General features: G+C 75.0%; 10 protein-coding genes. 6 read left to right on the top strand and 4 right to left on the bottom strand.

What is annotated here, in order from left to right:
- Positions 1-45: 45 nt before the first annotated feature.
- Both J2S41_RS11035 and J2S41_RS11040 read left to right on the top strand, forming a co-directional pair.
- Positions 46-1,179, top strand: coding sequence for an AI-2E family transporter (locus J2S41_RS11035; RefSeq protein WP_310366345.1), 1,134 nt, complete (start codon positions 46-48; stop codon positions 1,177-1,179).
- Positions 1,180-1,323: 144 nt separating this feature from the next.
- Positions 1,324-2,937, top strand: coding sequence for an alpha/beta fold hydrolase (locus J2S41_RS11040; protein WP_310366347.1), 1,614 nt, complete (start codon positions 1,324-1,326; stop codon positions 2,935-2,937).
- 25 nt (positions 2,938-2,962) lie between these two features.
- Here J2S41_RS11040 and J2S41_RS11045 read toward each other — a convergent pair whose 3' ends face one another.
- Positions 2,963-3,688 carry an alpha/beta fold hydrolase gene (locus J2S41_RS11045; RefSeq protein WP_310366349.1) on the bottom strand — a complete coding sequence of 242 codons (726 nt, stop codon included), beginning with the start codon at positions 3,686-3,688 and terminating at the stop codon, positions 2,963-2,965.
- A gap of 157 nt (positions 3,689-3,845) precedes the next feature.
- Here J2S41_RS11045 and J2S41_RS11050 point away from each other — a divergent pair, with 157 nt between their 5' ends.
- From J2S41_RS11050 to J2S41_RS11060, 3 genes are read left to right on the top strand one after another with little or no spacing between them, the layout of a single operon-like run.
- On the top strand, positions 3,846-4,418 hold the full coding sequence (locus J2S41_RS11050; RefSeq protein WP_310366351.1) for a TetR/AcrR family transcriptional regulator: 573 nt from the start codon (positions 3,846-3,848) through the stop codon (positions 4,416-4,418).
- A gap of 52 nt (positions 4,419-4,470) precedes the next feature.
- Complete coding sequence (locus tag J2S41_RS11055; protein WP_310376347.1) at positions 4,471-5,163, top strand: tryptophan 2,3-dioxygenase family protein; 693 nt, start codon at positions 4,471-4,473, stop codon at positions 5,161-5,163.
- Positions 5,160-6,293 (top strand): tryptophan 2,3-dioxygenase family protein, encoded by a 1,134-nt coding sequence (locus J2S41_RS11060; RefSeq protein WP_310366353.1) that lies wholly within the window; start codon positions 5,160-5,162, stop codon positions 6,291-6,293. Before J2S41_RS11055 ends, J2S41_RS11060 begins: the two co-directional genes overlap by 4 nt.
- Before the next feature lie 306 nt (positions 6,294-6,599).
- On the opposite strand, the gene J2S41_RS11065 is transcribed toward J2S41_RS11060, so the two are convergent.
- Complete coding sequence (locus J2S41_RS11065; RefSeq protein WP_310366355.1) at positions 6,600-9,683, bottom strand: AfsR/SARP family transcriptional regulator; 3,084 nt, start codon at positions 9,681-9,683, stop codon at positions 6,600-6,602.
- Positions 9,684-9,893: 210 nt separating this feature from the next.
- Between J2S41_RS11065 and J2S41_RS11070 the strand changes: the two genes are divergently transcribed.
- The gene (locus J2S41_RS11070) at positions 9,894-10,439 is read left to right on the top strand and encodes a LuxR C-terminal-related transcriptional regulator (RefSeq protein ID WP_310366357.1); all 546 of its coding nucleotides are present in this window, start codon (positions 9,894-9,896) and stop codon (positions 10,437-10,439) included.
- 303 nt (positions 10,440-10,742) lie between these two features.
- Here the strand turns inward: J2S41_RS11070 and J2S41_RS11075 are convergent, their stop codons facing one another.
- The gene (locus J2S41_RS11075; RefSeq protein WP_310366359.1) at positions 10,743-11,519 is read right to left on the bottom strand and encodes an SDR family NAD(P)-dependent oxidoreductase; all 777 of its coding nucleotides are present in this window, start codon (positions 11,517-11,519) and stop codon (positions 10,743-10,745) included.
- A gap of 9 nt (positions 11,520-11,528) precedes the next feature.
- The gene (locus J2S41_RS11080; protein WP_310366363.1) at positions 11,529-12,788 is read right to left on the bottom strand and encodes an APC family permease; all 1,260 of its coding nucleotides are present in this window, start codon (positions 12,786-12,788) and stop codon (positions 11,529-11,531) included.
- Positions 12,789-12,797 lie beyond the last annotated feature (9 nt).

The raw sequence follows: 12,797 nt of genomic DNA on the forward strand, positions 1-12,797 counted from the left end.
GCGTCTCGGCGGGTGAGGACGTGCGAGATCCCATAGGGTACGGGTGTGAAGGTCTTGAACGCGGCGAAGAGCCGATCCGCGCTGCGTAACGCCGCGCTCGTCTCGGTGCAGACGCTCGTCGTCATGCTGCTCGGATATGTGCTGCTGCGGCTGCTCGGCTGGGCCTGGCCGGTGATCTGGCCGCTCACCGTCGCGCTGCTGATCACCACGCTGACCTGGCCGCCGGCTCGGTTCCTGCGCCGGCACGGCTGGCCGCCGGCGCTCGCCGCGGCCACCGTGACCGTGCTGTTCCTGCTGCTCGCGGGCGGGATCATCGTCGGCATCGTGGTGCCGGTGGCGGGGCAGTCCGGTGAGCTGGCCGACGGCGTCATCGACGGCATCAACCAGCTGCGCGAGTGGGCGTCCGGGCCGCCGCTGAACATCAACGACGCGCAGGTCGACTCCGCGTTCAACACCGGCATCGAGCAGCTGCAGAGCCGGGTCGGCAGCATCGTCAACGCGACGGTCGCGGGCGTCGGCACCGTGCTCAACGGCGTGGTGACGACGGTGCTGGCGCTGTTCCTGATGTTCTTCTTCCTCAAGGACGGGCCGCGGTTCCTGCCGTGGCTGAGCCGTCAGCTCCCCGGCCGGCTCTCGGTCGACATCCCCACGATCGCGGAGCGCAGCTGGAAGACGCTCGGCTCGTTCGTGCTGTCCCAGGCGTTCGTGGGCCTGCTGGACGCGGTGTTCATCGGCATCGGCCTGTGGATCGTGGGCGTGCCGCTGGTGCTGCCGCTGGCCGTGCTGACGTTCGTGGCCGCGTTCGTGCCGATCGTGGGCGCGCTGTTCGCCGGGTTCGTGGCGGTGCTGATCGCGCTGGTCTTCGAGGGATTCTGGGCCGCGGTGATCGTGCTGATCATCATCCTGGTGGTGCAGCAGCTGGAGGGGAACATCTTCCAGCCGATGGTGCAGAGCCGCGGGCTGGGGCTGCACGCGGCCGTGGTGCTGCTGGCGGTGACGCTCGGCGGCAGCGTGGCCGGGATCGTGGGGTCGCTGCTGGCGGTGCCGGTGGCGGCCGTGCTCGGCGTGTTCTGGACGTACCTGCGCGAGCAGCTCAGCGATCCGGCCGGTCCCGAGCCCGCCTCCGACGACGCCGACCCGTCCGATCCGGACTCGCCGGAGCCGGTCGCGACGGCCTGACCGGGTGGCCGGCGGTGCCCGGGGCGCCGCCGGCCGCGACATCGTGACCGATTGCGCGGCATCCATGGTGATCATTGCGGGATGGCCGTTACGGTGGCTGCGGCGCCGGTGACGAGGCCGGCCGCGAGCCCCGGGGGAGTGCCGATGAGCGGGCGTCTGCGTCGCGTGTGGGCCGCTGTGATGCTCGGCGCCGGGGCGCTGTTCGTGCCGGGGCCCGCCCACGCGACCGCGCCGCCGGTGTCGTGGGCGGACTGTGCCGACGGCCTGGAGTGCGCGACCGTGCCGGTTCCGCTCGACCACGACGAGCCGCGCGGGCCGGCCATCGGGATCGCGCTGATCCGCCTGCCCGCCACCGACCCCGACCGGCGCATCGGCTCCCTGCTGGTCAACCCCGGCGGCCCGGGCGGCTCCGGCGTCGACTTCGTCCGGTGGCACGCGGCGGCCATGATGCCCGCCGAGATCCGCGCCCGGTTCGACGTGGTCGGCTTCGACCCGCGCGGCGTCGCCCGCAGCGCGCCGCTGCTCTGCTTCGACTCGCTCGACGACGCGCTCGCCGCGCAGCCCGAGCGCTGGGTGCCGGACGACGTGGTCGCGCAGGAGCGGGCCCAGCGCGCGTCCGACGAGGTCGTCGCGGCGGCCTGCGCCCGGCGCGGCGGCCCGATCCGCGAGCACATGTCCACCGCCGACACCGCCCGCGACCTCGACCTGCTGCGCGCCGCGCTCGGCGACCGCGCGCTGACCTTCCTGGGCTATTCGTACGGCTCGGTGATCGGCCAGACGTATGCGAATCTCTTTCCGTCCCGTGTCCGCGCGCTGGTCGTCGACGGCGTGATGGACCCGGTCGCGTGGACCACGGGGCACGGGCGGGAGGGCACCCGCGTGCCGGTGGGTCACCGCGGGGGCGCGGCCGGCGGTGCCGAGGCCACGCTGGAGGAGTTCTTCCGCCTCTGCGACGCGGCCGGGCCGGGCTGCGCGCTGTCCGGCGGACCCGGCGCCGCCCGGCGGTTCGCGGAGGTCACGGCCAGGCTGCGCGCCGGGCCGGTCGAGGTGGTCGACCCGTTCGGCGGCGACGTCCGCCTCTTCACCTACGACGAGTGGCTCAGCACCATGCGGCTCACGCTGAACGAGCCGGGCATCTGGGCGTCGATGGCCGAGTTCTTCGCGGACCTGGCCGGGCAGATCGGCCCGGCGACCGCGCGGGTGAGCACCCCGCCGGAGGCGCCGGAGGCGCCGGAGTGGTACGAGAACATCGTCGAGGGCACGCTCGGCGTCACCTGCGCCGACTCGGTGAACCCGCGCGCGTTCGCCGACTGGCAGCGCGCGGCCGACGACGCCGAGCGGCGGTACGGCTACTTCGGGCGCACCTGGAGCTGGAACTGGTCGGCCTGCGCGGTGTGGCGGCCGGGCGCGGCCCAGGATCGGTACGCGGGACCGTGGTCGGCCCGCACCGCCGCGCCGGTGCTGATCGTGGGCAATCACTACGATCCCGCCACGCCGTATCACGGGGCGGTGGCCGCGTCCCGGCTGCTGCCGCACTCGCGGCTGCTCACCCACACCGGCTGGGGCCACGCCGCCGCCTTCCTGCTCGGCAACGACTGCGTGGACGGGTACGTCACCGACTACCTGATCTCGGGCCGGACGCCGCCGCGGGGCGCCACGTGCGCACCGGAGGGCTCGCCGTTCACGCTCGCCGCCGCCGGTCACCGGGCTCAGGCGGACGTCGCCCGCCCCGCCCCACCGGGCGGCGCCTCGGGCTGAGCGGCGGCCGGCGCGGAGCCGCGGCTCACGCCAGTTCGAGCAGCAGCGCGGCGAGGTCGTCGGGCACGGTGACCATGCAGTCGTGGCCGCTGCGCAGCTCACGTATCCGGGACGGGGAGCCGTTCGGCTGGGTCGCCGGGACCGGGCGCCGGGTGATGCCGTCGACGTCGAGGCCGACGCAGTGGATGTGGGTGCGCGGGATCGCGTCCGCGGCCGGGTCGTCCATCCGTACCGGTTGGCGGTAGGCGAGCGCGGGCTCGTCGACCAGCATCGAGCGCACCCAGGCCACGTCGTCCGGGTCGGTGACGCCGAACAGGCCGTGCGGTGCGGGCAGTTCCGGCAGCGGCGGGACCCGCCACGGTTCGTCCGAGGCCGCGGCCGCGTCGAGCAGCGTCTTGGTGATCGGCATGACGTCGACCGCGGTCTCGCCGTCGACCGGCACCATCGCGTCCAGGTAGACCAGGTGGCCGATCCGGTCCGGCACCCGGTTCGCCGCGGAGGAGACGACCAGCCCGGCGAAGCTGTGCCCGACCAGGATCACCTCGGTGAGGTCCTCCGCCAGGATCAGCGAGACGACGTCGTCGACGTAGGTCTCCAGGCCGACCTCGGGCGAGAGCAGGTGCGCGGTGTCGCCGTGGCCGGTCAGCGACGGCGCGAACACCCGGTGCCCGGCCGCGGTCAGCAGCGGGACCACCCGGTCCCAGGCACGGCCACTGTGCCACGCGCCATGGACCAGCAGAAACGTACTCACGCGGGCCGTCCTTCCGCGCGGTGGGCCCGGTGCTGAGCCGATGATTCGCTCATGGGAGACGACCTTTCGTCGGGTCTGGCATGATGGAAAGCGGGACGCCGTCCCGGTTTGAACATACGGGACACTGTCCCGTTTAACAACGGGGAGAGGTGGGATCGTGGCGGGCCACACGCCGGCCAAGCGGGCGGACGCACGGCGCAACGAGAAGGCGCTGCTGGACGCGGCCGCGGCGGTCTTCGTCACGTCCGGGGTCGAGGCGCCGATCCGGGACATCGCGGCCAGGGCCGGCGTCGGCACGGCCACCATCTACCGGCACTTCCCGAGCCGGGCGGACCTGATCGTCGCCGTCTACCGGCACCAGGTGGAGGCGCTGGCCGAGGCCGGTCCCGCGCTGCTGGAGAGCAGTGCCACGCCGTACCGGGCGCTGCGCCGGTGGGCGGACGCGTTCGTCGACTTCGTCATCACGAAGCAGGGGCTGGCCACGGTGCTGCAGTCCGGCGAGCGCTGCTACGACCCGCTGCACGCCTACTTCCTGGAGCGGCTGGAGCCCGTCTGCGCGCGGCTGCTCGCCGCCGCGGCCGAGTCCGGCGAGATCCAGCCGGGTCAGGACGCGTACGAGCTGATGCGCGCGATCGGCGGCCTGTGCGCGGGTGCCCGGGCCGACCTCCGGTACGACCCGCGCCACCTGGTCGGACTGCTCGTCGCCGGGCTGGTCAACAGCCGAGAGTGATACGTACATCACGGTCCGCGCGATTCCATTGATCGGTATGGTTCGGCGCGTGATGACCGACCTAAGTGGACCCGTGCTGCCCGGTGAGGGAGTCAACGACTACGTGCGCTACATGCGCACCGATGAGCTGCTCGCGCTGCAACGCACGGCCGAGCAGTGGGTACACCCGGACGAGCTGCTGTTCCAGATCGCGCACCAGAGCACGGAGCTGTGGCTGAAGCTCGCCACGGCGCAGCTCGACCGCGCGGCCGCGCACGTGGCGGACGGCCAGCCCGGGCACGCGGAGCTGCTGGTGCACCGCGCCGCGACCGCGCTGCGCCTGGTCACCGAGCAACTGGACATCCTGCGTCACCTGACGCCGGCCGACTTCGCGCGCATCCGGCCCGCGCTCGGCAACGGCTCCGGCGCGGAATCGCCGGGCTGGCAGGGGCTGCGCCGGGCGGCGCGCCGGCTGGGCCGCGCGTTCGACGGCCGGCTCGCCGCGGAGGGCACCGACCTCGGCGCGCTCTACCGCGGTGATCCGACCACGGCGGCGTACCGGCTGGCCGAGGCCCTGATCGAGCTGGACGAGCGGATCGCGCTGTGGCGCACCGAGCACTACAAGATCGCGACGCGGATCATCGGGCACGCCGTGCTGGGCACCCAGGGCACGCCGGTGGACACGCTGGCGCGCCTGATCGCGCAGAAGCTCTTTCCCCGGCTGTGGCAGGTCAGGACCGAGATCACCCGGGGGTACGGGTCGTGAGCGCCGAGGTCGCGGCCGTGCGGACCTGGGCGGCCGGCGGCGGTGAGTTCCCCTACGCCACGGTGCTGTCCGCGTACCGCCGATGGGGTAAGGCCCTGGTCCCGTCCGGCCTGCTGGACGCGCTGTCCGAGGCCCGGCGGCGCGCCGGTGGCGACCTGCGGCCGTTCCTGGACGTGTTGCTGGACAAGCGCGACGGCACCTACGACTACCGCTCCTACCTGGCGTTGCCGCTGCTGGCGCCGCACCTGGCCGAGTCCGACGTGGTCATCGCGCTGCTGGTCGCGGACCTGGTGCGGTTCGAGCTGGCCGCGGACGACGATCCGGCCGGGCCGCTGCCGGTGATGCCGCCGGACGACGTCCTGGTGGAGAAGCGGCTGCGGCACGGGCTGCGGGTGATCCGCCCGGTGCTGGACCGGCTCGACCGGCCGGTGCGCCCGGCGGAACCGGGCGTGCGGGCCGAGGCGCGGGCGGTGTGGGCGGCGGTGGAGGCGCGGATGAGCGGCGAACAGCGGCTGCTGCTGCGCTGCACGATGCTGCCGGTCGACATCGTGCACGACGAGTACCTGTTCATCCGGGTGCTGCAGACGTTCGAGACCGCGTTCGCCGGGCTGGTCCGCGATCTGGACTCGGCCGCCACCGCCCTGAGTGGACAATCCGCCACGCGCGCGGAGGACGCGCTGCGGCACGCGGCCGCTTCGCTGCGCGAGGTCAGTCCACTGTGGTCGATCCTGGCGACGATGCGGGTCGGCGCGTTCCGCCGGTTCCGGCAGTGGACCGAGGGAGCGAGCGCCATCCAGTCCCGGCACTACAAGCTGATGGAGAGCCTGGCCCGGCGGCCCGACGAGGCGCGCCTCGGCTCCGCCGCCTACGACCACGTGCCGGAGATCCGGACGCTGGTACGCACCGGCCTGCCCTCGGTGGACGCGGCGTTCCGGGCGGCCACGCTCGCGCCGGGGGAGCGCGCGGGCGTCGCCGGCGCGATGGCCGAGTTCGCCGCGGCCGTGGACACGTGGCGCCGTACCCATCATCGGCTGGCGACGCGGATGCTGGGTGCGCAGACCGGCGGCACCGGATACACCGGCGGCGTGTCCTACCTGGCCGGGGCGCGGGAGATCCCGGTCTTCGGCTGACCCCGCGCGCCGATGATCGAGGTGTCCCACGGCGGGACGCCTCGATCATCGAGCGGGCGGGCCAGCCGATCGGTCCCCGCGGCCGGGGCCGGCCCGTTTCGCGGTGGCCGCCACCACGACGCCGCCGGCGCTCGGCACCAGGGCGTGCGCGATGTCGCAGCCTCCGGCGAAGTCGACGGGCGTGGTGCTGAACGCCGGGTCGGGCGCGCCGGTGGCGCGACCGGCGACGACCGGGCCGAGCCCGGCGGCGCGCAGGACGTGCGCGGGCCAGGATCGGGACGTGACGAGACTCCCCTCGGTACCGACTCAGTCGCCGGCCAGGGCGGACCGGGGCCGGGCCGGCTCGGGGACGCCCAGCCGGTCGAACTCCGCCTGGGCACGCCGCCCGTAGTGCGCCGCCGCCTCGGCGTCGCCGTCGGCCCGGGCCGCCTCGGAGAGCCCGGCGAGCGCGCGCGCCACCTCGATCCGGTAGCCGATCTCCGAGGCTATCCGGTGCGCGTCGGTGTGCAGACCGAGCGCGGTGCCGGGCCGGCCGTGGTGCCGGTAGACGTCGCCGACCGTGTTCCGCACGGACGCCTGCCGGACCGGGGCGCGGGCGCCCTCGTCCTCCTCCAGCGCCCGCCGCGCGTGCCGCAGCGCCTCGGCCGGGCGGCCCAGCCCGTGGTGGGCGCGGGCCAGCAGCGCGTGCATGCGGGCCATCTCCGCCGCGGGCAGCGCCGCCGCGTCCGTCTCCAGCGCGCGGTCCAGGCAGCGGTGCGCCTCGTCCGGTTCCTCCTGCGCCAGGTGGATCGCGGCCAGGTCGGTCAGCGCCAGCGCCAGCACGTCCCACGCGCGGATGCCGTGACTGAGCTCCACCGCGTCCCGCGCCGCCGCGGCCGCCTCCGGGTAGCGGCCCCACTGCTCGTACAGCCCGCTCAGGTCGATCAGCGACTCGGCCTGGGCGCGCCGCTGGCCGAGCTCGCGCTTCAGCGCCACCGAGCGGCGCAGCGCGGGCAGCGCCTCCGGGTACCGGCCCAGCGTGGCCAGCAGCAGCCCGAGCATGCCGGTGCTCCGTGCCTCGCCGATCCGGTCGTCCACCGCGACCGCCAGTTCCAGGCTCTCCTCGGTCGCGGCCAGGCCGTCACCGAGCCGCCCCAGCCGCCAGTCCGCGGCCGCCACGTCCGAGAGGTTCTGCGACAGCAGCGACTCGTCCCCGACGCTGCGGGCCGACGTGACGCCGAGGCTCGCGGTCCGGTGGAAGTCGTCGAACCGGCCGCGGGCGTCCAGCACGTTCGCCGCGGTGTGGGCCAGCTCGGCCGCGTGCCGGTGCGCGCCGGAGTGCTGCGCCAGGTTCGCCGCCTGCACCAGGTTGTCGACCTCCCGGTGCAACCACGCGCGGGCCACGGCACGGCCGGTCAGCGGCGGCAGCGCGACCGCGGGACGGGACTCGGCGGCCCGCGTCCACCAGCCCGGGAACGCCTCGGCGCAGGCCAGCTCCGAGGCGGCGCGGTAGTACCCGAACAGCCGCTCCACCGCGGCGTCCCCGGCACCGTCCCGGTCGCCGTCGCGCGCCCGGATCCACTGGGCGAAGCTGCGCACCAGGTCGTGGAACGCGTATCGGCCCGCCTCGTGCTGCTGCAACAGGTGCGTGTCGAGCAGGAACTCCAGGATCTCCTCCGCGCGCGCCGGGCCGGTGCCGAGCAGCGCCGCGGCGGAATAGCGGTCCAGGTCCGCGCCGGGATTGCGGCCGAGCAGCATGAACGCGGTCCGGTACGGTGCGGCCAGCCCGTCGTACGACAGCGTGAGGTTCGCGGTGACGCTGCGATCCCCGGCCTTGAGTTCGTCGAGCCGCCGGGTCTCGTCGCGCAGCCGGTCCACCAGGTGCCGCACCGTCCACCGCGGGCGGTTGCGCAGCCGGGCCCCGGCGATGCGCAGCGCCAGCGGCAGGTGCCCGCAGAGGTCGATCAGCTCGGCGATCGCGTCCGGCTCCCGCTCGGCGCGCTCGCGGCCGAGCATGGCGGCCATCATCGCGGCGCCGTCCTCCTCCGGCAGCATGCCCAGCGAGACCCACTCGGCGCCGTCCAGCTCGACCAGACGGGTCCGGCTGGTCACGATCACCAGCGTGTCGGCGGAGCCCGGCAGCAGCGGCAGCACCTGGCGGCTGTCGGCCACGTTGTCCAGCACCAGCAGCAGCCGGTATCCGGCCACCTGGCTGCGCCACATGGCCAGCCGCCCGGCCGTGTCCTCCGGGATTCGCTCGCCGGGCACGTCCAGCATCCGCAGCAGTGTGCCGGCGACCGCACCCGGCGGCAGCGGCTCCTCGCCGGGCGTGTGCCCACGCAGGTCCAGGTGGAGGTGCGCGTCGGGATAGCTGTCCGCCAGCAGGTGCGCCATCCGGATCGCCAGCGACGTCTTGCCGCTACCGCCCATGCCGTCGATCGCGACGATCCGCGGGCTCCAGCCGGGGCCGTGCGCCGGGCCCGGGCCACGCTCGCCGGTACGGCGGCCCGCGCCGTCGACCAGCCGGGCCAGCTCCTGCTGCCGGCCGGTGAAGTCCGGCAGGTCGTACGGCAGCGTGCACGGATGACGGCCGGGCGCGTCGTGGCGCGGCCCGGGCACCGCGCGCACCGGCGGACCGGCGGCGGCCAGATCGGGGCTGTTGCGCAGGATCGCCTGGTGCAGCTCGGTCAGCCGCTCGCCCGGGTCGACGCCCAGCTCGCCGGCCAGCAGCGTGCGCAGCCGGTCGTACTCCACCAGCGCCTCCGCCGGGCGGCCGGAGCGGTAGAGCGCCAGCATCAGCTGCCCGCGCAGCGTCTCCCGGAACGGGTGGTCGTTCACCAGGTACCGCAGGTCCCCGACCAACTCGGCGCTCTCGCCGAGGCGCAGCCGCAGCTCGTAGAAGCGCTCGGCCGCGACCATCCGGCGCTCCTCCAGCGCGGCGGAGGCGGCCTCGATCTCCGTGCCGCCGGCGCCGGCCAGCACCGGGCCGCGCCACAGCGCGAGCGCGTCCCGCAGCGCTTCGACCGCCGGGGCCGGGCGGCCCGCGTCGGCCTCGTCCTGGGCGCGGCGCACCAGGTCGGTGAAGATCGTCAGGTCGAGCTGGCCGGGGCCGAGCACGATCCGGTAGCCGGGGCCGTCCGTGACGATCAGCTTTCGGCCGCCGGGGATGCGGCCGCGCAGGCCGGCCACCGCCTTGCGTACCTGGTGGGCCGCGGTGGCCGGTGGGTCGTCGCCCCAGGCGGCGGTGACCAGGCGGTCGACGGTGATCACGCGGCCGGGGGAGAGCAGCAGGCAGACCAGCACCCGCTCCGGCACCGGGCCGCCGAGCGGGATGAGCTCGCCGTCCGCCGTGACGCACTCCAGGCTGCCGAGGATGTTGAACCGAACCGAAGCCTCGTCGGTGTGCGCCAACCGCGCCACCCTCCTCTCCCGTGCCACGGAGCCCACGGCGTCCACGGTGGACGATAGCTCGAAGTAGAGCAATCCGTAACAATGCGTGGTCTGGAAGACATGCCGGTGAACGGTCGACCTCGGGAGCGGTGGCGGTATCGGAACGGGAAGGCATCGGTAGGCGTGGTCGCGACGCTACCGACGATCACAGCCGAACACCGGGGAGTGACGATGAGATTCCAGCTGGACCGGACGTTCCGCGACCGGCCGCAGCCGCACCGGGCCGACGCCCACCGCGCCTACTGGCGCCGGCGGTCCCTGCACGGATGGACCTGGGCGGACACGCCGGGGGAGACGCTGATCGTGGAGGCGCACGACCGGGCCGCGCTGACCGGGCTGCTGGCCGGCGACCCGTACACCCGCGCCGGCCTCGTGACGCACACCGCGGTACGCCCGCTGGGCGAGCCGGTCACCACCCCCGACCGGACCCAGCCCCACCCGGTGCGAGACGACCGGTCCCGCCCGCCGGTACGCACCATCTCCTCCCGCCCGGACCGGCTCAGCCCGCACGAGTGGCGGGTCGCCCGGATGATGCTCGACGGCCTCACCAACCGGCAGATCGCGGACCGGCTCGCGGTGTCCCCGCGCGCGATCGAACAGCACATCACCCGCATCTACCGCAAACTGTCCATCGACCGCCGCGCCCAGCTCGCCCTGGCCCTCCACGGCCACCCCGGCGAGCCGTCCCCGGTCCGCGGCGGCACCGTCCCACGCTGACGACCTCACGCCGCCGATCCCGATTCCGACGTGTCACTCGCCCCGCGCGGCCCGTTCGGCAACGCGCGCCGCTGCCGCCGGTTCCGCGGTGCGACCGGTTGCCGCGGCGGGGCGTTCCGGCGGTGCCGGGCCGGTTCTCGTGCTGCCTCGGTGCTCGTGGCACGTCTGATTCCGGCGGCGAGGCCCCTCCGGCGGCACGCCGCCCCCGGCGGTATCGCGGGTGACGCGGGCGGACGGCACTCCGGCGGGAGTCCCCCACGGCACCGGGTGGTGCGGGCCGGCCGCACCAGCCGGGAGGATCGGCTACAGCAGTGATCGGCTCGCGCCACCGTCGACCGGGAGGACCACGCCGGTGGTGCTCGCGGCCAGCGATGAGGCGAGGTATGCGGCCGCGGCGGCGATCTCGTCGGGTTCCGCCGGGCGGCCGAGGGGGATGTCGGCGCTGAGGCCGGCCAGGCCGCCGTCGAGTCGGTCGGCCCAGGCCTGCAGCGCGGGCGTGCGGGTCATGCCGGGCGCCAGGACGTTGACCGTGACCGCGCGTTCGCCGGCCTCCGCCAATTCGTGGACCAGGGATTTCGCGTAGCCGACGATGGCCGGGCGGACCGTGTTGGACAGTGCCAGGCCGGGGATGGGCTGACGGGCGGCGAGCGAGGTGTTGAAGATGATCCGGCCGTAGCCGGCGGCGCGCATGCGGGGCAGCGCGGCGCGGGTGAGCGCCACGGCGGAGAGCAGGTGCAGGTCCAGCGCGGCCCGGTAGTCGGCGAGGCCGAAACGGTCGGCGCCGCCCTCCGGCGGGCTGCCCGCGTTCGCGACGACCACGTGCGGGCCGCCGTGGGCGGTGGCGATCTCGTCGACCCAGGCGGACACGGCGGTGTGGTCGGTCACGTCGAGCGTGGTGCCGTGGGCCGCGCCGTGCGCGAGCTCCTTCAGCTCGCGCACGGCGTCGCGCAGGCGGTCCGGGTCGCGGCCGCAGATCGCGACCGTGGCGCCCTCCCGGGCGAGCCGGCGGGCGATGGCCAGGCCGATGCCGCTGGTGGCGGCCGCGACCATGGCGGTGCGGCCGTGCAGTCCCAGATCCACCGTGCCCCCTCAGGCGGTCGCGGCGTCGAGGGAGCGGGCCCACACCCGGGCGCCGCCGAGGGCGGCGATGCCGAGCAGCAGCGGTACGAGCAGCGCCCAGCCGCTGAACAGCAGCACCACGCCCATCACGCCGGCGGCCACGACCGCGCCCCACCAGACCGCGGAGCCGCGGGGCAGCAGCCACGCGCCGGCCACCAGGCCGGCCACGGTCACCGCGATGAAGCAGGCGGACGCGGCCAGCATCACCTGGGCCAGCGGCGTGCCGAACGTCAGCGCGACGGCGCTGACCAGCGCGCTCAGCACGAACAGCAGTGCCAGGCTGCGGTGCGGCACCCGGCCCGGCTCGTGGCCGGGCGCGAGCGCGGCGGGCAGCATGCCGTCGCGGGCCAGGGCGGCGCCGAGCCGGGACGCGCCGGCCAGGTACGCGTTCATGGTGCCGAACGTGAGCAGCATGGCCATCGCGGCGGTGAGCACCGCGGCGACCGGGCCGAGGCCGTGCTCCAGCAGCAGCGTCAGCGGCGCGGCGCTGCCGGCCAGCGCCGGGCCGAGCACCAGCACGCTGGTGGCGGCCAGGCTGAGGTAGAGCACGCCGACGACCAGCAGCGTGGCCACCGTGACCCGGGGCAGGTCGCGCCGCGGGTCACGGAACTCGCCGGACAGGTGGGTGACCGCCTCCCAGCCGGCGAAGCTGAAGAACAGCAGGCTGGCGGCCTGGCCGACGGCGAGCCAGCCGTGCGGCGCGAACGGCGTCAGGTTCGCGGTGTCCGCGGCCGGCAGCGCGATGACCACGGCGACCGCGAGCAGCACCGCGAGCGCGCCGACCAGCACGAGCTGGATCCGGCCGGACAGCCGCAGCCCGGCCGCGTTGCTGGCGAACGCGGCGAGCAGCAGCACCGCGGCCACGGCGAGCGCGGTACGGTCGCCGTGGCCGAGCGTGTGCGCGACGTACTGGCCGCCGACGTAGGCGGTGGCCGGCGCACCGGCCGGCAGCGCGAAGTAGAACCAGTACCCGACCGCGGCGGACGCGCGCGGCCCGAACGCCCGGGACACGAACGTCGCCACGCCACCACTGTCGGGGTAGCGCGCGCCGAGCGCGGCGAACGTGGCCGCCACCGGCACGCAGAACAGCAACAGCGTGAGCCAGGCCAGCAGCGACGCCGGTCCGGCGGCGTCCGCGGCGAGCGCGGGCAGCGCGAGGATACCGGCCCCCAGGATGGCCCCCACGTAGATGGCGGTCCCCTGCGCCAGGCCGATCCGGTGCGTGCTCATCGGTACTCC

The organism is Catenuloplanes atrovinosus, from assembly GCF_031458235.1.
GTDB classification, from domain to species: domain Bacteria; phylum Actinomycetota; class Actinomycetes; order Mycobacteriales; family Micromonosporaceae; genus Catenuloplanes; species Catenuloplanes atrovinosus.

Coding starts and splice junctions, on each gene's coding strand:
- J2S41_RS11070 (WP_310366357.1), top strand. CDS start 9,894: ATGAGATTCCAGCTGGACCGGACGTTCCGCGACCGGCCGCAGCCGCAC.
- J2S41_RS11055 (WP_310376347.1), top strand. CDS start 4,471: ATGACCGACCTAAGTGGACCCGTGCTGCCCGGTGAGGGAGTCAACGAC.
- J2S41_RS11080 (WP_310366363.1), bottom strand. CDS start 12,788: ATGAGCACGCACCGGATCGGCCTGGCGCAGGGGACCGCCATCTACGTG.
- J2S41_RS11040 (WP_310366347.1), top strand. CDS start 1,324: ATGAGCGGGCGTCTGCGTCGCGTGTGGGCCGCTGTGATGCTCGGCGCC.